Here is a 26452-nt window from a genome sequence, read left to right as displayed (position 1 = left end):
TCACGATGTCGACTTTAATTTTGCAAAACGCTGTTTTGAGGGGCAAAAAAGTCAATGAAATCAAGGGGGCCTGATGTCGACTTTCGCCGGCACGAAAAAAGTCAATGAAATCAACACCCCTCGATGTCGACTTTAATTCTTCCGGTCAGAGCCCTAGGTGAACAACCCCGCGTACTGCTCCCTCAGCAGCTTCTTCTGCACCTTCCCCATCGCATTCCTCGGCAGCTCGTTCACCACGATGACCCGCTTGGGCACCTTGAACCCGGCGATGCGGCCCTTCAGCTCGCGGATCAGTGCCTCGGGGTCGGGCTGGCCTGACGGCGTGATCACCGCCACGACGGCCTCGCCGAAGTCTGGGTGGGGCACGCCGATGACGGCCGACTCGCCGACGCCCGGCAACTCGTTCAGGAATCCCTCCACCTCGGCCGGGTAAACGTTGAAACCGCCGCTGATGATGAGGTCCTTGCTGCGGCCGATCAGCGTCAGGTAGCCGTTCGCGTCGACGCGGCCCACGTCGCCGGTCCTGAACCAGCCGTCCGCCGTGAACTCCTCGGCCGTCTTCTCCGGCATCTGCCAGTAGCCGCTGAAGACGTTGGGGCCGCGCACCTGCACATGGCCGATTTCGTCCACCGCGCAAGCCTCGCCGTCATCGCGCAGCACACGCAGGCCGACGCCCGGAAGCGCCCGGCCGACCGTGCCACCGACGCGCTCGCCGTCCTCAGCGCGACAGGGGTTGGACGTCAGCATCAGCGTCTCGCTCATGCCGTAGCGCTCCAGGATCAGGTGGCCCGTGCGGGCCTGCCAGTCGCGCCAGGTCTCGATCAGCAGCGGCGCGGAGCCGCTGATGAAGAGGCGGATGTTCTTCGTGTCCAGCACCTTCTCCTGCAGCAGGCGCACGTAGAGCGTCGGCACGCCCATGAAGACGGTGGCCTCGGGCAGGCGGCGCGCAACGGCCGTGGCGTCGAACTTGTTGAACCACAGCATGCGGCTGCCGTTCAACAGCGCGCCGTGCGAGGCGACGAACAGGCCGTGCACGTGGAAGATGGGCAGCGCGTGGAGCAGTACGTCGCTCGGCTGCCAATCCCAGAACGTCTGCAACGTCTGGGCATTCGACAACAGGTTGCCGTGGCTCAGCATCGCGCCCTTGCTGCGCCCGGTCGTGCCACTGGTGTAGAGGATGGCGGCGAGGTCGCTCTCCGCCCGCGCCACGGGCTCGTGGGCCAGCGGCATCTGTGCGGCGCGGTCCAGCAGCGTGCCGCTGCGGTCGTCGTTCAGCGTGAACACCCAGCGCACGCCGCGCTGGAAGGCCTGCTTGCTGACCCAGCCGAAGTTGCGGCCCGCGCAGACGACGACGCCCGGCGCCGCGTCGGTGATGAAGTGCGCCAGCTCGCTGGCCTGGTAGGCCGGGTTCAGCGGCAGGTAGACGAAGCCGGCGCGCAGCACGGCCAGGTAGAGCATCAGGCCCTCGACGCTCTTGTCGGCATGCACGGCGACGCGACTGCCTGGGGCCAGGTCGAGCCTGCCCAGCCAGTTGGCCAGCATCGCGCTGCCGCTCTCCAGGTCGCGCCACGAGTAGAGCGCGCCGCCGCTGTCGATGGCGGTCGCGTCGAGGTCGGCGGGCCAGCCGGCGCGCAGGGCTGAGTACAGATTCATCGTGGATCAGTCCATCTTGGCGCCAGAGGCCTTGACGACGGCCGCCCAGCGCTTGATCTCAGAACTGACGAACTGCCCGAAGGCGTCGCCGTACAGGTTGGGCGTCTCGGCGCCCAGGCCGTTCCAGACGCTGCGGATCTCGTCGGTCGCGAACACCTTGCGCAGTTCGGCCTGCATGGCTGTGACGGCTTCCTTGGCCGTGCCTTTCGGCGCCCACAGGCCATACCAGGTCGACACCTCGTAGCCCGGCACGCCGGCTTCGGCGGTGGTAGGCACATTGGGGAAGCCGACCGCGCGCTTGGCTCCGGCGACGGCCAGTGCCTTGATGCGCCCGCCCTTGATGTGCGCCGCCGACGAGCCCAGGCCGTCGAACATCAAGTCCACCTGACCGGCGATCAAGTCCTGCAGCGCCGGGCCGGCACCGCGGTAGGGGATGTGGGTGATGAAGGTCTTGGTCTGCAGCTTGAACAGCTCGCCGGCCAGGTGGTGCGAGGTGCCATTGCCGGCCGAGCCGTAGTTGAGCTTGCCCGGCTTGGCACGCACCGTGGCCAGCAGGCCCTTGAGGTCGGTCACCGGCACCTGGCCGGGGTGCACGACGATGACCTGCGGCACGCTGGCCAGCAGCGCGACGGGGATGAAGTCCTCCTCCAGCCGGTAGTCCAGCTTCGGGTACATGGACGGCGCGATGGCGTGGTGCACCGCGCCCATGAAGAAGTTCGTGCCGTCCGGCGCCAGCCGCGCCGCCACGCTCGCGCCCACCGTGCCACCGGCGCCGCCCTTGTTGTCGATGAGCACCTGGCGGCCCAGCTGTCGGGTCAGCAGCGTGGTCAGCGGCCGCGCGAAGGCGTCGGTGCCGCCGCCGGCGGGGAAGGGCACGATCCACGTCATGGGCTTGAGCCCTTGAGCCTGCGCGAGCCAGGGGCTCAACATCACGGGCAGCAGCATGCGTCGCTTCATCGGTTTGTCTCCGGATGGTTTTTTGTGCGGGCGATTATGGGCGGCCCGCCGTGTGGTTACGCCGTCAGCAGCGCCGTCACGCGAGCCAGCAGCTCGGCCTTGGAGAACGGCTTGTTCAAGCGGTCGCAGCGCGCCTCGTCGAGGAACTGGCGGGCCGTGGGCGAGAGCGTGTCGCCGGTGACGAACAGCATGCGCCGCGCCAGCTGCGGGTGGCGGCGCTTGACCTCGCGCCACAGCCCGGCGCCGTCCAGCTCGGGCATGTGCAGGTCGCTGACGATGGCGTCAAAGCGCGCCTCTTCCAGCATCGCCAGCGCCACCGCGCCGGACTCGGCGGTCATGACCTCATAGCCCGCGCCCGCCAGCATCTCGCCGATCAGCTCGGCGATCTCGGGCTCGTCGTCGACGACCAGCAGGCGCGCGCTGACCTCGTCGGTCTCGGCCAGCGGCACGGGCTCGGTCTCGCTGGCCTCGCGCTCGCCACTGACGGGCAGTTGCAGGCAGAAGCAGGCGCCCGAGCCATCGTCCTGGATGGTCAGCTCGCCGCCGTGGTCGCGGGCGATGGAGCGCGACACGGCCAGGCCCAGGCCCGTGCCCACGCCTTCGCTCTTGGTCGTGAAGAAGGGTTCGAAGATGCGCTCGCGCAGCTCGGGCGCAATGCCCGGGCCGTTGTCGCGCACGCGCATCCACACGCGCGGCACGCGGCGGCGGTCGCCGTCGGTCATCGGCGCCAGACCGGTGGAGACGACCAGGCGCCGGCCCTGGTCGCGTGCGCCCAGCGCCTGCTGCGCGTTGACGATGAGGTTGAGCACGATCTGGCCGATCTGGTCGGCGTCGGCCTTCACCGGCGGCAGGCCGGGCAGCAGGTCCAGCGTGACGGCGATGCCATGGCTGCGCAGCACATAGGCCAGCATGTCGATGGCAGCCGTGGCGAGTTCGTTCAGCGCCACCTCGCTGCGGTTGGCGGGCCGGCTGCGCGCCATGTTCAGGAAGGTGCGGACGATGCGGCCGCAGCGCTCGGCGGCCTCGTGGATGCGCTGGGCGTCGCTGGCCAGCGGGCTGCCGCTCATCTTCTCGGCCAGCAGCGAGGCGCGGCCCATGACGATGGACAGCGGGTTGTTCAGCTCATGCGCCACGCCGGCCAGCAGGCTGCCCATGGCGGTCAGCTTCTCGCTCTGGCGCAGTGCCTCGCGTTGGCGCTCGATCTCGCCCTGCGCGGCTGCGCGCTCGGAGAGGTCGAACAGCGAAGCGGTGTAGAAGGTCTGGCTGCCGACGCCGGTGCGCCACAACACCATCTCGACGGGGAACTCGCTGCCGTCCGCACGCAGCGCCGGCATCTCGACGCGCCGGCCCATGACGCGTTGCTCGCCGCCGGCCGTCACACGCGCCATGCCGGCGTCGTGCATCGGCCGCAACCGGGGCGGGATCATCACCTCGGCCACCGAGCGGCCCAGCGCCTGCTCGCGCGTGAGGCCGAACATGGCCGCCGCTGCCGGGTTGAACTCGACGACATGGCCAGTCTCGTCCGTGGACACCAGCGCGGCCATCGCGTTGTCGAAGATGGAGGCCTTCAGCGCCTGCGTGGCCTCCAGCTCGGCGACCTTGGCGGAGAGTTCGGCATCGCGGCGCTTGAGCTCGGTCAGGTCCAGGCTCATGACGACGGTGGCCTGCGGCACGCCGCCCTGCACGTCGACCGGTACGAGGTGCTCGCGCATGTAGCGCCGGCCCGCGCCGGCCAGCTCCGTCCAGCCCTCCCAGGCCACGGTCTGGCCGCTGGCCAGGCGGGCGCGCACGCCGCCGTAGCTGGCGTAGGCGTTGTCGCCGACGATGCGGCCGATGGGCTGGCCGAGCACCTGCTTGGGATGCAGGCCGGTGAACTTGAAGAACTCGTGGTTGGCCCAGACGAAGCGTTCCTCCACGTCCAGCACGACGACCCGCGCGGGCACGGCTTCGAGCAGTTGCGACAGCAGCGGCAGCGTGGCTTGCAGCACCTGGCTGAGCTCGCCGACGCCGGCGTCCGGCGCGGGGTGAAAGTGAAGGGTCTCGGTCATCGGGCGCCTTTCCTCATGGCGCGGCCGATGATAAAGACGCTCAGGCTGCCATGGCCTGCGCTTCGGTCGCGCCCTGCTGCATGGTCTTCGCAACATGGCCGTACATCGTCGTCCAGGCCTCGCGCACTTCCGGCGTGAAGGCGTCGCCCAGGCCGGCAGACAGCGTGTCCAGCAGCGCGGCGCCGACGCTGGCGTAGTGCGCATCGACGACACCGTAGCCCGCGTGGCGCTGACCCAGCTTGAGCAGCACGGGCGTCAGCGAGGCCGGGCGGTCCAGCAGGTCGATGGCGGCGGCCAGCATCTGCATCAGCCGGGCGCCTTGCTCGCCCATGTCGCCGCCGCGGAACAGCGCGCGCAGGGCGGCGTCGCGGGTGAACAGCTGGGCGTAGAAGGACTGGGCCACCGTGGCGGCCAGGGGCTTCAACGGCTCGAAGCTGCTGCGGATGAGGTGGACTTGATGCGGGGTCATGGCGAGGTCCTTGGGCTTGGTGATCGGCCACCCGAAGCTGACGCACCCCTCGGGGGCAGCGAGCAACACGAGCGTTCTGCGGTTGAAGGTCAGCCGCGCAGGTAGGCGTCGGCGACGGGGGCGAAGATGCACAGCAGCGGCAGCGCAGCGACCAGGCGCTCCAGCGGATGGCTGCTGACGGTGGGCGCTTCGTCCCAGTCATCGAGGTCTTCGGCGAAGGCCTCGCTGCGGAAGGTCACGACCATCGTTTCGGGCCAGTCGGTGTGCGGGTTGTCGCTGCGGAAGTTCATGGCGTTGCTCCTGTTCGGTGACTGGACTGTCTGCGGCGGGCGTTTCAGCGCGGCTTCAGCACCGGCGGCCGCGTGTTGCGTTTGTTTCAGCACCACGCCGCCGTCGTTTGAGCCTGCCTATCATTCGCCGCCATGCCAGACACCCTGCCCACCGTCCTGCTCGTCGACGACGAGCCCGAACTGCGCGCCCTGCTGGCCGAGTACTTCGGCCGCAACGGCTTCGAGGTCCTGCAGGCCGAGGACGCCGCCGCTGCCCGCGCCCGGGTCGCCGAGCGCGTGCCCGACGTCGCCGTGCTCGACATCAACATGCCCGGCGAGAACGGCCTGTCGCTGGCCCGCGCGCTGCGCGAGGCCCACCCGCGACTGGGCGTGCTGATGCTGACGACGGCCGGCGAGGCCATCGACCGCATCGTTGGCCTGGAGGTGGGCGCGGATGACTACGTCGCCAAGCCCTTCGAGCTGCGCGAGCTGCTGGCCCGCGTGCGCGCCGTGCTGCGCCGGCTGCAGGTGACGGCCGCACCGGCGGCGGCCGAGGCCGAGCCGGCGTCCGAGGAGCGCGTGCCCTTCGGCCCCTGTCGGCTGCATCTGGGCGAACGCAAGCTCTTCGGTGCGGACGGTGCCGAGATCGACATCACCGCCGCCGAGTTCGACCTGCTCGCGCTGTTTGCCCGCCACCCCAACCGGCCACTGAACCGCGACCAGATCATGGAGCAGGCGCACAACCGCGGCTGGGATGTCTTCGACCGCAGCATCGACCTGCGCGTCATGCGCCTGCGCCGCAAGGTGGAGCGCAACCCGGACAAGCCGGAGGTCATCAAGACCGTGCGCAACGTGGGCTACGTCTACGTGCCGGCGGGCTGAACGGCATCTACGCGGCCGTCGTGAATTTGCGGGCCGAGCGCCGGGCCGCTCCGAAGCCGGCCCGTCTGGCGATGTGCGAGCGGGGCCTTCCCCGCGAGCATCGCCGTCCCCTCGGGGGACCGCTCAGGCTTGCCGCGTCCAGCAGGCTAGACTGAGCGAGGGGCTCAATGCGTCCCCGGCAGCTTCAGCCAGCGCTGCAACCGCGTGCGCAGCGCGACGAAGTCCAGCGGCTTGGTCAGGTGCTCGTCCATGCCCGCATCCATGCTGGCCGCCACGTCGGCGTCCAGTGCATGGGCGGTGAGGGCCAGGATGGGGAAGTTGACCATCTTGCCGTCGCGCTGCTGGGCGCGGATGCGGCGGGCGCATTCCAGGCCGTCCATGCCGGGCATCTGGATGTCCATCAGCACCAGATCCGGTGCGGCCTGTTCGCAGGCGGCCAGCGCCTCGATGCCATTCCTGGCCAGCGTGGCGTGCACGCCCATCAGCGCGAGGAATTCAAGGGCGACGACCTGGTTGATGTGGTTGTCTTCGACCAACAGCACCTGGGGCTGGCGTCGTTGCGCCTGGGTTTCGTCGGAGTCTGGCTGCGGCGCATCAAGGCCCGCACCGCCGGCGGCGGCGCTGAGCCAGAGTGAATGCGTGGGCACGTCAGCAGGCAGCCTTGAATAGTCCATCCCATTTCCTCGGTCGTTTTTATGGCCCCCGGTAAGGGGTAGGCCGATTGTTGCCGCAGGCAGCGCCGCGACGCAACCGGCGGCGTCGGAAATAGGAACAGCCTTGGCCGTTCACGTAGGCTGACGGAGGCGCTGCCGGGTGGCTTGTGCTGACGCGTTTCGCCTTGACGGCTCCCTACACTGCTCGCCTTTGCAGTTTTGGCCCCCATCCATGTCCGACGGTCTGATCCGAATCCGAGGCGCTCGCCAGCACAACCTCAAGAACCTCGACCTGGATCTGCGCACCGCAGAGCTGACCGTCGTCACCGGCCCCAGCGGCTCGGGCAAGTCCAGCCTGGTGTTCGACACCCTCTATGCCGAGGGCCAGCGGCGCTATGTGGAGACCTTCTCCGCCTACGCCCGCCAGTTCCTGGACCGCATGGACCGGCCGGCGGTGGACAAGGTGGACGGCGTGCCGCCGGCCATTGCCATCGACCAGACCAACCCGGTGCGCACCAGCCGCTCCACGGTCGGCACCATGACGGAGCTGAACGACCACCTGAAGCTGCTGTTTGCCCGCGCGGCGGAGCTTTATGACCGCAAGACGGCAGCGCCGGTCAGGCATGACACGGCGCAGAGCATTTATGTGGAGCTGATGGCGCGTGCGGCCGAAGGCGGCGACCCCAGGATGGTGCTTACCTTTCCGGTGGAGTTGCCGGCGAACACCAGTGCCGAGCAAGTCGCCCAGTGGCTGTCGGCCAGCGGCTTCACGCGGGTGCAGGCCGAGCGTGAATCGGACGGCAAGAAGCTGCTGGACGTCGTGGCGGATCGCTTCCGCATCCAGGGCGCTGGCAAACAGCGTGCGATGGAGGCCATCGAGCTGTCGCTGAAACGAGGCTCAGGCCGGCTCAGCGTCTACGTCGGCGACGAAGGCGCCACGTTGTGGCGCTTCTCTACCGGCCTGCATTGTCCCGAGAGCGACATCCGCTACGCCGACCCGCAGCCGGCGCTGTTCTCGTTCAACTCCGCGTTCGGCGCCTGCGACAACTGCCGGGGCTTCGGCCGCGTCATCGGCGTGGACCTGGGCCTCGTCATCCCCGATGACCGCAAGACGCTGCGCAACGGCGCCATCAAGACGCTGCAGACACCGGCCTGGAAGGACAGCCAGGACGACTTGCTGAAGTACGCCGGCGAGGCCGGCATACCGCGCGACACGCCGTGGAAGGACTTGTCGCCGGCCCACCGCGACTGGGTCATCAACGGCACGCCGAACTGGAACGGCAACTGGAACCGGCAGTGGTACGGGGTCAAGCGCTTCTTCGAGTACCTGGAGAGCAAGGCCTACAAGATGCATATCCGTGTGCTCTTGTCCAAGTACCGCAGCTACACCGAATGCCCGAGCTGCCGGGGTGCGCGGCTGAAGACCGAGGCGCTGCTGTGGCGTGTTGGCTCCAAGGCGCTGGCGGACGCTGCGCTGCCTGCAGCACAGCGTTTTCTGCCGGTGGGCGTCGACTGGAGCCGCGAGCAGCTCGAAGCGCTGCCAGGCCTCTCCCTGCACGACCTGATGCAGTTGCCTATCCAGCGCCTGCGCGATTTCGTCGACGGACTGCAACTGCCCAGCACCATGCTGGACGAAGCGTTGAAGCTGCTGCTGGACGAGATCCGCCACCGCAGCCGCTACCTCTGCGACGTGGGCCTGGGCTATCTGACGCTGGACCGCCAGAGCCGCACACTCTCCGGCGGCGAGGTGCAGCGCATCAACCTGACCACGGCGTTGGGGACTTCACTGGTCAACACCTTGTTCGTGCTGGACGAGCCCAGCATCGGCCTGCATCCGCGCGACATGGGCCGCATCGTGCAGGCCATGAAGCGGCTGCGCGATGCGGGCAACACGCTGGTCGTCGTCGAGCATGACCCGGCCGTCATGCTGGCGGCCGACCGGCTCATCGACATGGGCCCCGGCCCCGGCGAGCGCGGTGGGCAGATCGTCTTCGACGGCACACCCGAAGACATCCGCTCGGCGGACACGCTCACCGGCGCCTACCTGGGCGCGCGCAAGCATGTCGGCATGGGCCTGAAGCGCTTGGTGGACGAGTCCACGCCCAAGCTCATCCTCGAAGGCGTGCGCGAGCACAACCTGCGCAACGTGTCCGTCGCCTTCCCGTTGCAGCGCCTGGTCGTCGTCACCGGCGTGAGCGGCTCGGGCAAGAGCACGCTGATGCAGGACGTGCTCTACCCCGCGCTGGCCCGCCAGTTCGGCAAGGCGACCGAGACGCCCGGCGCGCACGACCGCCTGCTGGGCGGTGACTTCCTCGCCGACGCGGTGTTCGTCGACCAGTCGCCCATCGGCAAGACGGCGCGCTCCAACCCGGCCAGCTATGTCGGCGCCTTCGACGAGATCCGCAAGCTGTTCGCCGACGCGCCCATCGCCCGCGAGCGCAGCTACACGGCCGGCATGTTCAGCTTCAACGCCGGTGACGGCCGCTGCCCGACCTGCGGTGGCTCGGGCTTCGAGCATGTCGAGATGCAGTTCCTCAGCGACGTCTACCTGCGCTGCCCGGACTGTGACGGCAAGCGCTTCCGCGCCGAGATGCTGGATGCCAAGCTGACGCTGAAGGACCGCGACCTGAGTGTGGCCGACGTGCTGGAGCTGACGGTTGCCGAAGCGGTGCACCTGTTCAGCGAACACCGCGCCGTGCTCGCCAAGCTGCAGCCCATCGTCGACGTGGGCCTGGAGTACGTGCGCCTGGGCCAGCCGGTGCCGACGCTGTCCGGCGGCGAGGCGCAGCGCCTCAAGCTCGCCGGCTTCCTGGCCGAGGCGGCCGCGTCGCCGCGCTTTGGCGTGGCCAAGAAGGGCACGCTGTTCCTGTTCGACGAGCCGACGACCGGCCTGCATTTCGACGACATCGCCAAGCTGATGCGTGCGCTGCGCAAGCTGCTGAGCGCCGGCCATTCCCTGATCGTCATCGAGCACAACCTGGACGTCATCCGCGCGGCGGACTGGCTCATCGACCTGGGCCCCGAGGGCGGCGAGGCAGGCGGTGAGATCGTCTGCACCGGCACGCCCGAGGAGATCACCCAGCACGCCACCTCGCACACCGCCGCCGCGCTGCGCGACTACGCGCTGCACATGGATCGTCCAGCGATGGCGGTTGAAGAGGGCCGCCCCCTGCAGTCCATCATCCGTGGCCGCCGCCAGACCGACGAGGCCATCAAGATCGTCAATGCCCGCGAGCACAACCTCAAGGGCCTGAGCGTGGACATCCCGCGTGGCAAGTTCAACGTCGTCACCGGTGTGTCGGGTTCCGGCAAATCCACGCTGGCCTTCGACATCCTGTTCAATGAAGGCCAGCGCCGCTACCTTGAATCCCTGAATGCCTACGCGCGTTCCATCGTGCAGCCGGCCGGCCGGCCCGAGGTCGATGCCGTCTGGGGCATCCCGCCGACCGTCGCCATCGAGCAGCGGCTGTCGCGCGGCGGCCGCAAGAGCACGGTCGCGACGACGACCGAGGTCTGGCACTTCCTGCGCCTGCTCTACGTCAAGCTGGGCGTGCAGCACTGCACCAAGGACGGTGCGCCGGTGAAGCCGCAAAGCGTCGAGTCCATCGCCGCGCAGCTGATGCGCGACTACCGGGGCCAGCATGTCGGCCTGCTTGCGCCGCTGGTGGTGAACCGCAAGGGCGTCTACACCGACCTCGCCAAATGGGCCAAGGGCCGGGGCCATACGCATCTGCGCGTGGACGGCGAGTTCCTGCCCACCAGCCCCTGGCCGCGCATCGACCGCTTCAAGGAGCACACGCTGGAGCTGCCGGTCGGTGATCTCGTCATCGAACCCGAACGCGAGGCCGAACTGCGCGAGCTGCTGGCCAAGGCGCTGGACATCGGCAAGGGCGTGCTGCATCTGCTGGCGCCGCTGGACGGTCTCAGCGTGGAGGCCGGCGCGACCGGCGCCGGTGTCGGCACCGTCAAGGTGTTCTCCACCAAGCGCGCCTGCCCCATCTGCGGCACCAGCTACCCCGAGCTGGACCCACGGCTGTTCTCCTACAACTCCAAGCACGGCTGGTGCACCAGCTGCGTCGGCACCGGGTTGAGCCTGACACGCGAGCAGCGCAAGGCCCTGGACGACAGCGTGCAGGACGACGACAACCGCGGCCGCGAGCAGAGCTTCCCGTCCGAGGAAGCCGAGGTCGAAGGCCTGACCGACGCGGCCTGCCCGGACTGCCACGGCACGCGGCTGAACGCGACGGCGCGCTCGGTCGAGTTCGAGGACAAGGCCATCGGCGACGTGGCCGCCTGGAGCGTGGGCGAGGCGCAGGCCTGGGTGAAGGGCTTGCATCTGCATGGTCGTGACGCCGACATCGCGCGTGACGTGGTGAGCGAAATCCTCGGCCGCCTGGAGTTTCTGCAGGAGGTCGGCCTGGGCTACCTGACGCTGGACCGCGCGGCGCCCACGCTGTCGGGCGGTGAGGCGCAACGAATCCGCCTGGCCGCGCAGTTAGGCAGCAATCTGCAAGGCGTCTGCTATGTGCTGGACGAACCCACCATCGGCCTGCATCCGCGCGACAACCAGATCCTGCTGAAGGCGCTGGCGACGCTGGGCGACAAGGGCAACACGCTGGTGGTCGTCGAGCATGACGAGGACACGATCCGACGTGCTGACCACATCATCGACATCGGCCCCGGTGCCGGCAAACGTGGTGGCCGCGTGGTGGGCCAGGGCACGGCGGCGCAGCTGGCGCTGGAGCCGGATTCAGTCACCGGCCGCATGCTGGCCCACCCGCTCATTCATCCGCTGCAGGACCGCCGACCGATTGAATCGGATGCGCCCAAGTTGACGGTGCTCAACGCGGCTCTTCACAACCTCAAGGGCGTGACTGTGGATGTGCCGCTGCACCGCCTGGTGGCTGTCACGGGCGTATCCGGCTCCGGCAAGTCGACGCTGGCGCGCGACGTGCTGCTGGCCGGCATGGCCGTCGCCGTGCCGCTGCGCAAGGCGCCGGCCAAGTGGACCGGCTGCGACGGCATCGAAGGCCACGAGCAGGTCGACCGCGTGCTGGAGGTCGACCAGACCCCCATCGGCAAGACGCCGCGCTCCTGCCCGGCGACGTATATCGGCTTCTGGGACGCCATCCGCAAGCTGTTCGCCGAGACGCTGGAATCCAAGGCGCGCGGCTATGCGCCGGCCCGCTTCAGCTTCAACACCGGTGCGGGCCGCTGCCCCGGCTGCGAAGGCCAGGGCATGAAGACCATCGAGATGAGCTTCCTGCCCGACGTGAAGGTGCCCTGCGACCAGTGCCATGGCCAGCGCTTCAACCCGGAGACGCTGGGTGTTTCGTGGCGGGGGAAAAGCATTGGCGACGTGCTGGCGATGGAGGTCGACGAGGCCGTCGAGTTCTTCGCGGCCATGCCGTCGATTGCGCATCCGCTGCAGTTGTTGAAGGACGTGGGGCTGGGCTACCTGACGCTGGGGCAGCCGTCGCCGACCTTGTCGGGCGGCGAGGCCCAGCGCATCAAGCTCGTCAGTGAGCTGGTGAAGGTGCGCGACGACGTGGCCCGGCGCGGCCAGAAGGCGCCGCACACGCTCTACGTGCTGGACGAGCCCACCGTGGGCCTGCACATGGCGGATGTGGAAAAGCTGATCCGCGTGCTGCACCGCCTGGTGGCGGGCGGGCATTCGGTGGTGGTCATCGAGCATGACCTGGATGTCATCGCCGAGGCCGACTGGGTGCTGGACCTGGGCCCGGAGGGCGGCGATGCCGGCGGTCGCGTGGTGGTGGCCGGCACGCCGGAGCAGGTGGTGGCCAGCGGCAGCCACACCGGCGTGGCGCTGAAGCCGGTGCTGGCACGAGTGGGGTAGCACTTGAGGCCCAAGCCGGGAGTTCGCGCCGGCGGGCCTCGGCCAGCGTCGGTTTTGGTGAAACCTCCGGTTTTCCCGAACCGTCGCTGAGCCTCAGGCGCCTTCCTTGCCGCCGCGATGGCGAAGACACTCCGCCAGTTTTCTGACTGGAGTTCGTGCCATGTGGATCGTTGCGGGATGGGTGCTGGTGTTGCTGCTGCTGGCCATGTGGTCCGGGCTGGTGTGGGCCGGTGAGGCGCTGCTGGCGGCGGCGCTGTCCAAGGCCGGCACGCTGAGTACAGGGGACTGGAGCCTGCCCGAGGCGCTGACGGCCTGGCTGCCCGTGCCGGTGGCCGAGTGGCTGGCCGGCACGCTGGAAACGCTGACGCCGCAGTTGCAGGCACTGGTGGGCACGCTGCCCTGGCTGTCCGGCGGTGTCACCGTGCTGGCCTGGGTGGTGTGGAGCCTGGGCGCCCTGCTGCTGCTGGGCGTCGGCGTGGCCGTGCATGTGGCGGTGGCGCTGTGGCGCAAGTCCGCGCGGTCGTCGCTGCCGCCCAGCGTCACCGTGCTGCGGTAGGTCAGCCTGCCCACCCGCTTGGGTGGGTAGAACTTGGGCCTCAGCCCCGGCGGCGGCGGGCCATCAGGCCCACGCCGGCCAGGCCGGCCAGCATCAGCGCATAGGTGCCCGGCTCCGGCACCGGTGCCAGCGCGAACAGCGTCGTGCCGGCGTTCACGCCGTCGACGCCTTCGCTGGCGATGGCCAGGTAGTGCGTGCCATCCATCGTGAAGCCCTCCAGGCCTTCGGGGCGGGCCTGGCCCAGCGTCAGCATGCGCACGAAGCTGGTCTTGCCCGGGTCGGTCACGTCGATGTCGAACACCGCCACGGCGCCGCTGGTCGTGCGCTCCAGGCCGACGAAGGCGAAGGTCTTGCCGCCGATCTCCATCAGCTCCACGCCTTCGGGCTCCACGCCCTTGTCGCGGCTGCGGCCGTCGTCGTAGAGGCCGAGCTTGTGCGCCTCGACGTCCAGGATGTTGCCGCTGTCGTAGACGAGGTTGCCGTCCGCGTCGCGGATGGAGAAGGAACGGGCGCCGGCGGCGAACAGGTTGCCGGCGGACGAGTCGGTGTTGGACACGCGCAGGTTGGCCAGGTTGCCGGTGCCGCCCAGGCTGCCGGAGCTGGCGGCCGAGCGGTCGGCGTCGTCTTCGCGGAAGTCGCCTTCGTTGGCCATCACCACATAGGTCTTGGCGCCGGACTGGAAGGTTGCCATGCCGTCGGGCATGTAGAGGCCCTTGGCGGCCACGTTCTGGAAGCTGACGCCGCCGCCATTGAGGGTGTCGATGGCGTTGCCGGCTTGCGAGAAGTCCTTGGCGCCCAGGCCCACCACCTTGGTGAACTGGCCGCTCTGCAGGTTCAGCACACCCATGGCGTTGGCTTCCTGCAGGCTCACATAGGCCTCGGTGCCAGCCTTGTTGACGGCGATGTACTCGGGCTCGAAGTCCATGCCCGTGCCGGTGCGGATGTGGCTGCCGCTCTGGGCCACGCCGGCCAGCGTGGCGGTGGCCGTGACCGTGCGGCTGGCGACGTCGATGATGCTGACGCTGCCGATGGGGTCGTTGGCGTTGGTGCCGTAGACGCGCGGCACCGAGTCGCCGATGCGGGTGCCGTAGTCGCCGGTATTGGGCGTGGCCTCGTTGGCCACCAGCAGGCGGCTGCCATCCGGCGTGAAGGTCAGCATGTCGGGCAGCGAGCCCACGGCAATGGTGTTGGTGCCGGCCAGCAGCGAGCGGCTGCTCGTGTCGTAGAGCTGCACGACGCCCGGCAGCTTGCGGTCGCTGGCTTCGATGGCGAAGGCGGCGACGCCGTTGTGGATGGCCACGCTGTTGATCGAGCCCCAGGCGCTGGTGTCGATGAAGCTCAGCGACGCGCCGGTCTTGGCGTCCAGCACGTTGACGCCGCGCACGCCTGCCACCCACAGCGTCTTGCTCGTCGCGTCGAAGGCGGCGATCTCGGACAGGAAGCCAGTGGGTGTGCCCGCGTGGGCCGTGGCCCAGACCTGGCTGGCGCCGTCCAGCACGCTGGCGGCGTGGGCGGTGCTGCCCAGGGTCAGGGCGAAGGTGGCGGCGAGGGCCTGGATCAGTCGGGTGGGCTTCATGGGGTGGCGGGCGGTTGGACCAAAACCGCGCATGCTGTGCCGGCTGCGTGACAGGCCCGTGACCAAGGCGGGGTGCCCCCCGGTTTCGGTGGCGGGCTTGCCCTAAGCTGCCGCCATGGTGATTCCAGACCTGCCGCCCGACGAAGACCGCCGCCTGGCCCGCCTGGCCGCGCTGGCCGTGATGGACAGCGAGCCCGAGCCGCTGTTCGACCACCTCACCGCGCTGGCCGCGCAGGTCTGCGGCACGCCCGTGGCGTTGCTGGGCCTGCTGGACGAGAAGCGCCAGTGGTTCAAGGCCGCCGTGGGCTTCGGCCGCAGCGAGACACCGAGGGCGCAGACCTTCTGTGCCCACACGCTGCTGGCCGACGGGCTGTTCGAGGTGAACGACGCGAGCCTGGACGAGCGCTTCGCCAATCATCCGGACGTGCTGGCCGAGCCGCCGCTGCGCTTCTACGCCGGCGTGCCCATCCGCCTGGACGACGGCAGCCACCCGGGCACGCTTTGCGTGGTCGACTTCCGTCCGCGCCAGCTGACGGACGCGCAGCGCGAGGCCTTGATGCGCCTCGCCGATTCCGCCGCCGAGGCGCTGATGATGCGCGAGCGGGACCAGGGCAGCCGCGAGGCGCAGCGCAAGAGCGACCTGCGCTGGCAGGTGCTGGCCGAATCGTCGCCGCTGGGTATTTATCAGACGGATGCAGACGGCCTGTGCCAGTACGTGAACCCTGCCTGGGAGCGCATCTACGGCATCACGCTGGAGGACAGTCTGGGCGAGGGCTGGGGGGCCACGCTGCATCCGGAGGACGGGCCTGCCGTCGTGGCGCAGTGGCGGCAATCGGCGGCCCGGCGGCAGCCGTTCGAAATGAGCTACCGCATCCGCCGCCCGGCGGGCGCGGGTGGTGATGTGCGCCATGTCCATTCGCGTGCCCAGCCCCTTCTGACTGCGCAAGGCAGCCTGCGCGGCTTTGTCGGCATCGTCGAGGACGCGACCGACCGCCTTGCCGCCGAACGCCAGCTGCGCGACAGCAAGATCCTGCTGGATCGCACCGGCCGCGTCGCCGGCGTGGGCGGCTGGAGCCTGGACCTGCAGACGCAGGCGCTGGTCTGGAGCGACCAGACCTGCCGCATCCACGATCTCGCGCCCGGCCACCGGCCGACGTTGGAGGAGGCCATCGGCTACTACCGGCCCGAGGCGCGCCCCGTCATCGAGGCAGCGGTGCGGCGCGGTATCAGCCACGGCGATCCGTGGAGCCTGGAGCTGCCACTGGTCACCGCCCGGGGGCGCGAGATCTGGGTGCTGGCCCAGGGCCAGGTGGACTGGCAGGACGGCACGCCGGTGCGGCTGGTGGGCGCGCTGCAGGACGTTACCGAGCACCACCGCGCCACGGTGGAGCTGGAGCGCAGCCGCCAGCGCTTGCGCGCGCTGTACGAGACGACGCCGGCGCTGATGCATTCGGTCGACGCGGCGGGGCGGTTGCTCAGCGTGTCGGACCGCTGGCTGGAGCGGCTGGGCTATCGGCGCGACGAGGTGGTCGGCCGCATGCTGGACGACTTCCTGACGCCCGAGTCCAGCCGGCTGGTGCGCGAGGTCTACCGCCCGGCCGTGTGGCGCGACGGCCATGCCGATGACTGCCCCGTGCAGCTGATCTGCGCCGACGGCCTGCTGCGCGACGTGCTGGTGTCGGCCGTGGCCGAGTACGCCGACGACGGCCGCCCGCTGCGCGTGCATGCCCTGGTGGACGACATCACCGAGGACTTGAAGCGCCGCGCCGAGCTGGCGCAGGAGCAGCAGATGCGCCGCCAGACCGAGCGCCATGTGCAGGAGCTGGACCGCCTGCTGCGCGAGCGCTCCGAGATGCTGGACGTGCTGGCCCACGAGGTGCGACAGCCCCTCAACAACGCCAGCGCCGCGCTGCAGAGCGCCGCCGCCAGCCTGGCCGGCCGCGGTGAGCAACAGGCCCAGCAGCGGCTGATGCGTGCCCAGGCCGTGCTCGGGCAGGTGCTGGCCGGCGTGGACAACACGCTGGCGGCGGCCAGCCTGGTGGCGGGCGCGGGCCGCATCGCCCGGCTGGACACCGACATCGACACGCTGATCGCCGTCACCATCGCCGACCTGGCGCGCGACCAGCGCGAGCGTGTCGTCGTGCACCGCCACACCGCCACGCGCACCGCGCTGATGGACATGAGCCTGCTGCGCCTGGCGCTGCGCAACCTGCTGTCCAACGCGCTGAAGTACGCGCCCGGCGCCAGCCCGGTGACGCTGCATGTGATGGACTTCGACGAGCCACCGGCGCTGCAGTTCGAGGTGGTGGACACCGGCCCGGGCATCGCCCGCGAGCTGCTGCCGCGCCTGTTCAGCCGCGGCGCGCGCGGCGGCGGGGCGGAGTCCACGCATGGCCTGGGCCTGTACATCGTGCGCCGCGTGATGGACTTGCACGGTGGCAGTGCGGAGCTGGTGCGCACCGGCGCGGCGGGCACCGTCATGCGCTTGACACTGCCGCAGGCAGGCTGATGCCGAGAGCGCGCGCCTGCATGGATACTGAAACCCTCTTGACGCCCAACGCCCTCGCCAAACCCGCCCGCCGCCTGCCCAGCCTGCGCAGCCAGCTCAGCCTGGTGCTGGGCGGCCTGTCGCTGGCCATCCTGACGCTGGTGGGTGGCTACCTCGGCAGCGTGGCGACCGACGAGATCTACATCGCCCAGCAGGCCGCCGTGCGTGCCACGGCGCAGTCGGCCGCCGAGCTGCTGGCCACGCAGCTGCGCGACCGCGAGCGCGAGATCGAGCTGCTCAGCGTCGCGCCCTATCTCGTCAACGGGCCGCTGGACTCCGCCCTCGTGCGTGGAACGCTGGAGCGCCGCCAAGCGCTGCACGACGAGTTCGCCTGGCTGGGCGTGGCCGCGCCGGACGGCACCGTGCTGCAGGCCAGCGGCGGCATGCTGATGGGCCGTTCGGTGGCGCAGCGGGACTGGTTCATCGCCGCACGCGAGCATGTCTATGTGGGCGACGTTCACGAGGCCAAGTTGCTGGCCACCATGCTGCCGGCCCTGCCCAACGGCGAGCCGACGCGCTTCATCGACTTCGCCGCCCCCATCCGCGACGCCGAGGGCCGGCTGCGCGGCGTCGTCGGCGCGCATGCGCACTGGCGCTGGGTGACCAGCCTCGTCGAAGGCGTCACGCGGCGCCAGCACCCTGGCAGCGGCATCGACGCCCTCATCCTGGACCGCCAGGGCCGCGTTCTCTACCCCGAGGCGCTGAAGCTCGCCCAGGCCGCAGGCAAGGCCGTGTTGCCCAAGCCGGTGGGCGGGCGTTTCGAGGGGGAGCTGGTGTTCGACGGCAAGCCCTACCTGGCCAGCGAGGCCACGCTGCAGGCGCGCACCCACGCCGACCTGGGCTGGCGCATCGTCGCCCGCCAGCCGATGGAGCAGGCGCTGCGCCCGGTGCGCGACCTGCGTCGCGAACTGGTGCTGCTGGGCCTGCTGGCCGCCGCCGCGCTGACCTTGGCCGCACTGCTGCTGGCGCGGCGCATCAGCCGCCCGGTCGAACAGCTGGCGCGCGTGGCCCAGCGCGTGCAGTCCGAGCGCCGCATCCCCGACTTCCCTGAGCAGCCCGGTGCGCAGGAGCTGGCCCGCCTCAGCGAGGCCATGCATGCGATGGCCGGCTCGCTGCTGGCCACCGAGCAGGCGCTGCAGCAGACCAACACGACGCTGGAGGCCCAGGTGCAGCAGCGCACCGCCGAACTGGAGGCCGCCAACGCCGCGCTGGAGCACCTGGCCACGCGCGACCCGCTGACCGGCCTGCACAACCGACGCAGCCTGGACGCGCGCCTGGCCGAGGCCTACGCGCTGGACCGCCGCTACGGCGCCGTCAGCGGTCGCGTGCACGGGCTGTTGCTGATCGATGCGGACCACTTCAAGCACATCAACGACAAGTTCGGTCACCCGGTGGGCGACGCCGTGCTGCGCCTGCTCGCCGAGGTGTTGCAGGCCTCGGTGCGGGTGACGGACGTGGTGGCGCGCTTTGGCGGCGAGGAGTTCGCCGTGCTGCTGCCGGAGCTGGCCGGTGCCCAGGACGCCGTCATGGCGGCGGAGAAGATCCGCACTGCGGTCGAGGCGGCCTTCTTCCCCGAAGTGGGCAGGCTGACGGTCAGCATCGGCGTGAGTCTGGCTTCACCGGGCGATGAGGACCTGCGCCCGCTGGTTGCACGCGCCGATGCCGCGCTGTACGAGGCCAAGCGCGGCGGGCGCAACGCGGTGGTGCTGAAGACCGCTGACGCGCCGACGTAGGGCGGGTCGGGACCCGCCGTTTCGTTGCATGCCACCACAACGGCAGGTCTTGACCCGCCCTACCCGTGGATCAGATCAGCTGCAGCGGCGCGCGGAACACGTAGCCGACGCGCGACTTGCTCTGCAGCGGCACCAGCGTCGGCGTGGCCCGCTCGATGCGGCGGCGCAGCCGGTAGATGGTGGCTGAGAGCCCGTCGTCGGCATCGCCCTCGACCACCTCGCGACCCAGCCGGTTCAGCAACGCCTCGCGCGTGACCGGTTCGCCGCCGGCCTGGGCAAAGCATTCCAGCAGCTGCCGGTCGGCCTCGCTGAGCTGGATGCGCGTGCCGTCCGGCACCAGGAGTTCGCCGCTGACTCGGTCCAGCTTCCAGACGGCGTCGGCCGGCGACGGCTTGGCCACGCGGCGCTGCACAGCGGCGATCGCCAGCGCCACCTGCTCGAACTGCACCGGCTTGACGAGGTACATGTCCGCGCCCGCCGTGATGACCTCGCGGAACACCTCGGGCCCCAGGCGGCCGGACACGACGACGACACCCGCATCCGTGCGGCGGCGCAGGATCTTGATCAACTCCACGCCGTTCACGCCCGGCAGCATCAGGTCGACCAGATAGAAGTCGTAGGAGAACGCCTCGGAGGCGGCCAGCAAGGCGTTGCTGTCGTCAAACCGGCTGACCGCGATGCCTTGCTCCTGCAGGAACTGCGTCAGGAATTCCGAGTAGTCGGCGTCGTCGTCGATCAGGGCAAGGGTCTTGGGTTGCATGGCGGCGAGGGGCACGGGAGCAGCCGGGCAGTTTGCCGCATGACTGAGGCGTCAGGTCGCATTCAACCCCGGGCAATGTGCCGATTTGCGCGCTCTCGTTGGCGATAAATGATTGACGCCGGCCGCCAGGCGTGAGAAATCTCGGGGACCGAAGGAGACAAGCGATGAACGATGCCGCCGACGATGCAGGCACGGACGAACTGGGCTGGCTGTTGCCGGGGCACCGCGCGGCGCCTGCAGAGGCGCTCAGGCGCATCCAGGTGCTGTGCGTAGCCTGGCCCGACCTGCATGCCGCCATGTTCGCCGTGCTGGCCACGCACCAGGAGTTGCCGCGCGACATGCTGGCCGCGGCGATCAAGCAGTTCCGCCCTGACCTGGAGCCTTACACGCGCGAGGACGTGGTGGGCCTGCTGACGGCGCTGTGGAACGGCGGCAGGAGCGGCTTCGACGCCGTGCTGCGCACGCGGGCGAATGCGCCGAAGAAGGTCGGCGGTTTCTCGTGGGTCAAGGAGTGAACCCCTCGTCTGGGCTCGCTCCCGCTGCACGCGGGCGAGCCCAGCCGGTCTTGCAGACCGCACTGCGGCAGTGCCGCAGCTCTTCGGCAGGCACAAGACGCCCACTGGGCGTCTTGTGTCCGGCCTCAGCCCCCAAGGGGACGGCGATGCATGCGGCATTGAGCCGCAAGCACATCGCCAGAGCGGGCCGGCTTGGGAGCGGCCCGGCGCTCGGCCCGAACGCGCCATGCCCGAGAGGCTCCTCAGCGCTTGAGCCCCAGCGCCGCCCAGCCCTCGTGGCCCAGTTTTTCCAGCGTGTCGAGGTTGCCCTCGAAGATGGCCGCCGTGTCGGGCATGGACTCGACGGCGCGGGTGATGCTCTCCTCGCGCAGCAGGTGCAGCGTGGGGTAGGGCGAGCGGTTGCTGTAGTTGGCGATGTCGTCGGGCTCGCTGCCGTCGAACTGGTAGGCCGGATGGAAGTCGGCGATCTGCAGGATGCCGTCCAGCTTCAGCTCATCCACCAGCGCATCGGCCGCGTCCAGGAAGTCGTTGAAGTCCAGGAAGTCGGTCAGCGCGTTCGGGTGGATCACCAGCGTCGTGTCGACCTCTTCGGGGTCGGCCCGGTTCAGCGCCAGCAGCTCGCGGGCCAGATCCTTCAGCAGCGCCTCGGGGTCGGTCGCGTCGCTGACGACATAACGGATTCGTTCGTTGACATGCACCGCCTTGGCGAACGGGCAGAGGTTGAGGCCGATGACGGCCTTGACGACCCAGTCGCGGGTGTCGTTGATGACTTGATCGTGGTTCATTTCGGTTGGGCCAGCCATTGCTCCGCGAGACGGACCCACATCGATCCACCCAGCGGAATCAGTTCGTCGTTGAAGTCGTAGCTCGGGTTGTGCAGCATGCAGGGCCCCAGGCCGTGGCCGCCGACGCGGTGCTCACCGTCGCCATTGCCGATGAGGAAGTAGCAGCCGGGCTTGTTCAGCAGGTAGTAGCTGAAGTCCTCGGCGCCCATCGTCGGCTCGAACTCCTGCACGTTCTCAGAACCCACCATCCCGGTCAGGACGCCGCGCACGAACTCCGTCTCGGCGGGGTGATTGATGGTGGGCGGGTAGTTGCGGCGGAACTCGAACTCGGCCGTCAGCTCGAAGGCGCCGGCCAGTTGCTCGGTCATGTCCTTCATGCGGCGCTCCAGCAGGTCCAGCAGCTCCAGCGTGAAGGTGCGCACCGTGCCCTCCATGACGACCGTGTCGGGCACGACGTTGGTGGCCTCGCCGGCGTGGATCATCGTCACGGAGATGACGCCCGGGTCGATGGGCCGCTTGTTGCGGCTGATGATGGTCTGGAAGGCCGTGACGAGCTGGCAGGCCGCCGGCACCGGGTCGACGCCCAGATGTGGCATGGCCGCGTGCGAGCCCTTGCCCCTGAGCGTGATCTTGAAATCGTTGCTGCTGGCGAACACCGGGCCGGGCTTCAGCGCGAACTGGCCGGCCTTCAAGCCGGGCCAGTTGTGGGCGCCGAACATGGCCTCCATCGGGAACTTGTCGAACAGGCCGTCCTTGATCATCTCGCGCGCGCCGCCGCCGCCTTCCTCGGCGGGCTGGAAGACCAGGTAGACCGTGCCGTCGAAGTTGCGGTGGGTGGCCAGGTGCTTGGCCGCCGCCAGCAGCATGGCGGTGTGGCCGTCGTGGCCGCAGGCGTGCATGCGGCCCAGGTAGCTGCTGGCGTGCGAGAACTGGTTGCGCTCGGTCATGGGCAGCGCGTCGATGTCGGCGCGCAGGCCGACGGCGCGGGTCGAGGTGCCGTTCTTGACGATGCCGACGACGCCTGTCTTGCCCAGGCCGCGATGGATGGGAATGCCCCAGTCGGTCAAGGCCTTGGCGATGACGTCGGCGGTGCGCTCCTCGTGGAAGCAGAGTTCGGGGTGCTTGTGCAGGTCGCGGCGGATGGCCGTGATCTCGGCCGCGTCGGCCAGGATGGTGTCGATGAGCTTCATGAGCGGGTGACTTCAGGCTCTGTAAGAGGCCGAGTTTAGGATTGCGCCCGTGAACCTTCGTCGTTGGTCAAGAAACTGGCTGTTGTGGCTGGCCCTGCTGCTCCCCATCGCGCAAGCGATGGCGGGTGTGCACGCGCTTTCGCACGCCGGCCACGACCAGGACGATGCCATCGTTCACCTGGTCGATTGCGACCTCTGCCTGACCGCCGCCCACCTGGCGGGCGGCGCAGCGGCCGCCGAGCCCGCACCGCTGCCGGCCGGCGCCGCCGTCGACGCGCGCGTCACGCTGCGGCCAACGCCGGCCCTGCAGCGCGACGCCGCCTGGCGCCCGCCGGCCCGCGCGCCCCCCGCTTCCGCCTGAAACCCAAGCCTTTCCCGCGCCCGGTCATCCCGGGGCGCGGGCGTTTGTCTTTTCTCCCGGAAGTTCTCTCATGCGTTCCTTCGCCTTGGCGCCGCTCGCGGCCGCCTGCCTTTCCCTGTCCGTCTCCCTGGCCGCCCAAGCCCAAGCCACCGAAACTCTGGACAAGGTCGTCGTCACCGGCAACCCGCTGAAGAGCCAGGTGCTGGCCCAGCCCAGCGATTCCCTGTCCGGCGACCAGCTCGTGCTGACCCGCGCCGCGACCCTGGGCGACACGCTGCAAGGCCTGCCCGGCGTGGCGGCCACCAACTTCGGCCCCAACGCCAGCCGGCCCAGCATCCGCGGCCTGGACGGCGACCGGGTGCGCATCCTCAACAACTCGGGCGCGTCGGTGGATGCGTCCAACCTCAGCTTCGACCACGGCGTGGCCATCGATCCGCTGGTCATCGACAAGGTCGAGGTGTTGCGCGGCGCGGCGGCGCTGCTGTACGGCGGCAACGCGGTGGGCGGCGTCGTCAACACGCTGGACAACCGCATCCCGCGCTCGCTCGTCAAGGGTTTGAGCGGTGCGGCCGAGGTCAGGTTCGGCGGTGCGAACAAGGACAAGAGCGGCGCCGTCGTGCTGGACGGCGGCAGCGGCACGCCGCAGTCGGGCTTTGGCTGGCACGTCGACCTGGCTGGCCGCGATGCCGATGACCAGCGGGCACCGCGCTTTTCCAGCCCGGCCGAGGACGGCGTCGAGAGCCGCACGAGCGTGCGCAACTCCGCCGCGAGCAGCCACGGTGGCGCCGTCGGCGGCTCGGTGTTCTTTCAGGGCGGTTTTGCCGGCGTGTCGGTGGACGACTTCCACACCGACTACGGCACCACCGCCGAGGCCGACGTGACCATCAAGATGCAGCGCCAGCGCCTGGCCACGGCCGGTGAATGGGCCACCACCACCGGGCCCCTCCACCGCATCAGCTGGCAGCTCAGCCGCAACCGCTACGAGCACACCGAGATGGAGGGCGACGAGGTCGGCACCACGTTCAAGAGCCGGGGCACGGATGGCCGGTTGGAGGTGGAGCATGCGCCGTTCGGGCCGCTCAAGGGCATCGTCGGCCTGCAGACCGAGTCGCTGGACTTCTCGGCGCTGGGCGAGGAGGCCTTCGTGCCGAGCACGCGCACGCGCAGCACCGGCGTCTTCCTGTTGGAGCAGGCGAAGCTGGGCGGCGTGGACTGGTCGGCTGGTGCACGCACCGAGCGGGTGACCGTCGACTCCGAAGGCGGCGACCGTTTTGGTGCGGCGCAGTCGCGGCGCTTCAGCCCGCTGAGCCTGGCCCTCAGCGGCGTGCTGCCGTTGGACAGCGCCTGGAGCCTGAGTGCCAACCTGAACCGCACCCAGCGCGCGCCGGCCTATTACGAGCTGTTCGCCAACGGCCTGCATGTGGCCAGCGCCGCGTTCGAGCGCGGTGACCCGACGCTGGGCCTGGAGCGCTCCAAGGGCGCGGACATCGGCCTCAAGTGGGAGGGCGGCCAGAGCCATGTGCACGTCAACGTCTACGAGACGCGCTTCACGAACTACATCGCGCTGCAGGCCACCGGCGAGAGCGTCGAGGACGAAGGCGAGAGCCTGCCGGTCTACGCCTTCCAGGCCGTGCCGGCGCGGCTGCGCGGCGTGGAGCTGGAAGGCCGCTGGCAGGCCCACCCGGCCGTGGCGGTGCTGGCCCAGCTCGATGCCGTGCGCGGCAACAACCGGGCGACCGGCGAGCCGCTGCCCCGCCTGGCGCCGCTGCGCGCCATGTTGGGGCTGGAAGCCAAGCTGGGTGCCTGGTCGGGCAAGCTGGAATGGCGCGGTGCCGCCCGCCAGACCCGCGTCGCCGAGTTCGACACGCCCACGGCGGGCTACGGCACGGTGCGCCTGAGCGTCAGCCGCCAGCTCCGCTGGGGCCAGACCGACGCGCTCTGGTACCTCAAGCTGGACAACCTCGGCAACAAGCTGGCCTACAACGCCACGGCAGTGCCGACCATCCGCGCGCTGGCCCCTCAGGCAGGCCGGTCGGCCAGCACGGGGCTCCAACTCCGCTTCTGACTGTATAACCCTGGTGCCTTGGCGCCTCTGCGGCGGGCTCACTGCACCGTCGCAGTGCCCGTGCGCACCAGAAACCGCAGCCCGAGTGGGCGCGGTTTTTGCGTCGTTGGTTGTGAGAGGAGCAACGATGCAGACCGCCTTTGACGAGATGAACGCCGCGGGGCCAGTCACCCGCGCCCACTACGAGGCCTATGCCCGCTGGCTGGCGGAGCAGCCCGAATCGCTGATGCGCGAACGGCGCGAGCAGGCCGAGCTGATCTTCCGCCGCGTGGGCATCACCTTTGCCGTCTACGGCGACAAGGACAGCGGGGAGGGCACGGAGCGGTTGATCCCGTTCGATCTCATCCCCCGCGTCATCCCCGCCAGCGAATGGACGTCCATGCAGGCCGGCCTGGCCCAGCGGGTCACCGCGCTGAACCGCTTCATCCACGACGTCTATCACGACCAGGACATCCTCAAGGCCGGCCTCGTGCCGGCCGACGAGATCCTGAACAACGCCCAGTTCCGCAAGGAGATGATGGGCGTGGACGTGCCCGGCGGCGTCTACAGCCACATCGCCGGTGTCGACATCGTGCGCGCAGGCCACAGCGACGGCAGCGGTCAGTACTACGTGCTGGAAGACAACCTGCGCGTGCCCAGCGGTGTGAGCTACATGCTCGAGAACCGCAAGATGATGATGCGGCTCTTCCCCGAGCTGTTCACCGGGCACCGTGTCGCGCCGGTCGCGCACTATCCCGACCTGCTGCTGGACACGCTGCGCAGCGTCGCGCCGCAGGGCGTGTCGGACCCGACCGTCGTCGTGCTGACGCCGGGCATGTACAACTCGGCCTACTTCGAGCACGCCTTCCTGGCCCAGCAGATGGGCGTGGAGCTGGTCGAGGGTCAGGACTTGTTCGTCGACGGCGGCTTCGTGTACATGCGCACCACGCGTGGCCCGAAGCGCGTCGACGTCATCTACCGCCGGCTGGACGACGACTTCCTCGACCCCAAGGTGTTCCGCCCCGACTCGCAGCTCGGCTGCGCCGGCCTGGTGGATGCCTACAAGGCCGGCAAGGTGACGCTGTCCAACGCCATCGGCACGGGCATCGCGGACGACAAGTCCATCTACCCCTATGTGCCGAAGATGATCGAGTTCTACCTCGGCGAGAAACCCATCCTGCAGAACGTGCCCACCTACGTCTGCCGCGACAAGGACGACCTGGCCTACACGCTGGCCCACCTGTCCGAGCTGGTCGTCAAGGAGGTGCACGGCGCCGGCGGCTACGGCATGCTGGTCGGCCCGGCGGCGACGAAGGCGGAGGTCGAGGCCTTCCGCGCCCAGCTGGTTGCCAACCCGGGCAACTACATCGCCCAGCCGACGCTGTCGCTGTCCACCTGCCCGACCTTTGTCGAGAGCGGCATCGCGCCGCGTCACATTGATCTGCGACCCTTTGTGCTGTCCGGCGCCAGCGTGCGCATGGTGCCTGGCGGGCTGACGCGGGTGGCGCTGAAGGAGGGCTCCCTGGTGGTGAACAGCAGCCAGGGCGGCGGCACCAAGGACACCTGGGTGCTGGAAGACTGAAGGGAGACGACAAG

The 26452-nt window shown here is 69.5% G+C and carries 18 protein-coding genes and 2 pseudogenes; 9 read left to right on the top strand and 11 right to left on the bottom strand.

What is annotated here, in order from left to right; genetic code table 11:
* Positions 1-153 precede the first annotated feature (153 nt).
* The 5 genes from ACG00Y_RS21770 to ACG00Y_RS21750 all read right to left on the bottom strand — a co-directional run bounded on the left by ACG00Y_RS21770 (position 154) and on the right by ACG00Y_RS21750 (position 5417).
* Positions 154-1653, bottom strand: coding sequence for a malonate--CoA ligase (locus tag ACG00Y_RS21770; protein WP_394482513.1), 1500 nt, complete (start codon positions 1651-1653; stop codon positions 154-156).
* A 6-nt stretch (positions 1654-1659) separates the two neighbouring features.
* Positions 1660-2610: a Bug family tripartite tricarboxylate transporter substrate binding protein gene (locus tag ACG00Y_RS21765; RefSeq protein ID WP_394482511.1), complete on the bottom strand. Its 951-nt coding sequence runs from the start codon at positions 2608-2610 to the stop codon at positions 1660-1662.
* A 56-nt stretch (positions 2611-2666) separates the two neighbouring features.
* A complete protein-coding gene (locus tag ACG00Y_RS21760; protein ID WP_394482509.1) occupies positions 2667-4658 on the bottom strand; it encodes a PAS domain-containing hybrid sensor histidine kinase/response regulator in 1992 nt (663 codons plus the stop codon).
* Between the two features lie 40 nt (positions 4659-4698).
* Complete coding sequence (locus ACG00Y_RS21755; RefSeq protein ID WP_394482508.1) at positions 4699-5127, bottom strand: globin family protein; 429 nt, start codon at positions 5125-5127, stop codon at positions 4699-4701.
* An 89-nt stretch (positions 5128-5216) separates the two neighbouring features.
* On the bottom strand, positions 5217-5417 hold the full coding sequence (locus ACG00Y_RS21750; RefSeq protein WP_394482506.1) for a hypothetical protein: 201 nt from the start codon (positions 5415-5417) through the stop codon (positions 5217-5219).
* Positions 5418-5549: 132 nt separating this feature from the next.
* Between ACG00Y_RS21750 and ACG00Y_RS21745 the strand changes: the two genes are divergently transcribed.
* On the top strand, positions 5550-6278 hold the full coding sequence (locus tag ACG00Y_RS21745) for a response regulator (protein WP_394482504.1): 729 nt from the start codon (positions 5550-5552) through the stop codon (positions 6276-6278).
* A gap of 164 nt (positions 6279-6442) precedes the next feature.
* Here ACG00Y_RS21745 and ACG00Y_RS21740 read toward each other — a convergent pair whose 3' ends face one another.
* Positions 6443-6925: a response regulator gene (locus tag ACG00Y_RS21740; RefSeq protein WP_394482502.1), complete on the bottom strand. Its 483-nt coding sequence runs from the start codon at positions 6923-6925 to the stop codon at positions 6443-6445.
* Positions 6926-7163: 238 nt separating this feature from the next.
* On the opposite strand from ACG00Y_RS21740, the gene uvrA reads away from it, so the two are divergent.
* The gene (gene uvrA / locus ACG00Y_RS21735) at positions 7164-12788 is read left to right on the top strand and encodes an excinuclease ABC subunit UvrA (RefSeq protein WP_394482501.1); all 5625 of its coding nucleotides are present in this window, start codon (positions 7164-7166) and stop codon (positions 12786-12788) included.
* 160 nt (positions 12789-12948) lie between these two features.
* Positions 12949-13344 (top strand): hypothetical protein, encoded by a 396-nt coding sequence (locus ACG00Y_RS21730; protein WP_394482499.1) that lies wholly within the window; start codon positions 12949-12951, stop codon positions 13342-13344.
* 40 nt (positions 13345-13384) lie between these two features.
* On the opposite strand, the pseudogene ACG00Y_RS21725 reads toward ACG00Y_RS21730, so the two are convergent.
* Positions 13385-13471: pseudogene (locus ACG00Y_RS21725) on the bottom strand (PEP-CTERM sorting domain-containing protein); the annotation flags it as partial.
* Between the two features lie 54 nt (positions 13472-13525).
* Positions 13526-14920: pseudogene (locus ACG00Y_RS21720) on the bottom strand (choice-of-anchor I family protein); the annotation flags it as partial.
* A gap of 115 nt (positions 14921-15035) precedes the next feature.
* Here ACG00Y_RS21720 and ACG00Y_RS21715 point away from each other — a divergent pair.
* Together ACG00Y_RS21715 and ACG00Y_RS21710 are read left to right on the top strand one after the other, a co-directional pair.
* The gene (locus ACG00Y_RS21715) at positions 15036-17429 is read left to right on the top strand and encodes a sensor histidine kinase (RefSeq protein WP_394482497.1); all 2394 of its coding nucleotides are present in this window, start codon (positions 15036-15038) and stop codon (positions 17427-17429) included.
* A 38-nt stretch (positions 17430-17467) separates the two neighbouring features.
* A complete protein-coding gene (locus ACG00Y_RS21710; protein WP_394482495.1) occupies positions 17468-19201 on the top strand; it encodes a diguanylate cyclase in 1734 nt (577 codons plus the stop codon).
* 70 nt (positions 19202-19271) lie between these two features.
* On the opposite strand, the gene ACG00Y_RS21705 is transcribed toward ACG00Y_RS21710, so the two are convergent.
* Complete coding sequence (locus tag ACG00Y_RS21705; protein ID WP_394482494.1) at positions 19272-19961, bottom strand: response regulator transcription factor; 690 nt, start codon at positions 19959-19961, stop codon at positions 19272-19274.
* A gap of 164 nt (positions 19962-20125) precedes the next feature.
* Here ACG00Y_RS21705 and ACG00Y_RS21700 point away from each other — a divergent pair, with 164 nt between their 5' ends.
* A complete protein-coding gene (locus ACG00Y_RS21700) occupies positions 20126-20476 on the top strand; it encodes a hypothetical protein (RefSeq protein ID WP_394482492.1) in 351 nt (116 codons plus the stop codon).
* 242 nt (positions 20477-20718) lie between these two features.
* Here ACG00Y_RS21700 and ACG00Y_RS21695 read toward each other — a convergent pair whose 3' ends face one another.
* Complete coding sequence (locus ACG00Y_RS21695; RefSeq protein ID WP_394482490.1) at positions 20719-21261, bottom strand: DUF1415 domain-containing protein; 543 nt, start codon at positions 21259-21261, stop codon at positions 20719-20721.
* On the bottom strand, positions 21258-22451 hold the full coding sequence (locus ACG00Y_RS21690) for a M20 aminoacylase family protein (RefSeq protein ID WP_394482488.1): 1194 nt from the start codon (positions 22449-22451) through the stop codon (positions 21258-21260). The genes ACG00Y_RS21695 and ACG00Y_RS21690 overlap by 4 nt, the downstream gene beginning before the upstream one ends.
* A gap of 49 nt (positions 22452-22500) precedes the next feature.
* On the opposite strand from ACG00Y_RS21690, the gene ACG00Y_RS21685 reads away from it, so the two are divergent.
* From ACG00Y_RS21685 to ACG00Y_RS21675, 3 genes are all read left to right on the top strand, one after another.
* Complete coding sequence (locus ACG00Y_RS21685; RefSeq protein ID WP_394482486.1) at positions 22501-22812, top strand: hypothetical protein; 312 nt, start codon at positions 22501-22503, stop codon at positions 22810-22812.
* 70 nt (positions 22813-22882) lie between these two features.
* On the top strand, positions 22883-24877 hold the full coding sequence (locus tag ACG00Y_RS21680; protein WP_394482485.1) for a TonB-dependent receptor: 1995 nt from the start codon (positions 22883-22885) through the stop codon (positions 24875-24877).
* Between the two features lie 127 nt (positions 24878-25004).
* Complete coding sequence (locus ACG00Y_RS21675; RefSeq protein WP_394482483.1) at positions 25005-26438, top strand: circularly permuted type 2 ATP-grasp protein; 1434 nt, start codon at positions 25005-25007, stop codon at positions 26436-26438.
* The last annotated feature ends 14 nt before the right edge of the window (positions 26439-26452 follow it).

The organism is Pelomonas parva (assembly GCF_043555835.1).
Lineage (GTDB): Bacteria > Pseudomonadota > Gammaproteobacteria > Burkholderiales > Burkholderiaceae_C > Pelomonas > Pelomonas parva.
The sequence above is the reverse complement of the archived record's forward strand: the minus strand, read 5'-3'. Positions and strand labels throughout refer to the sequence as shown.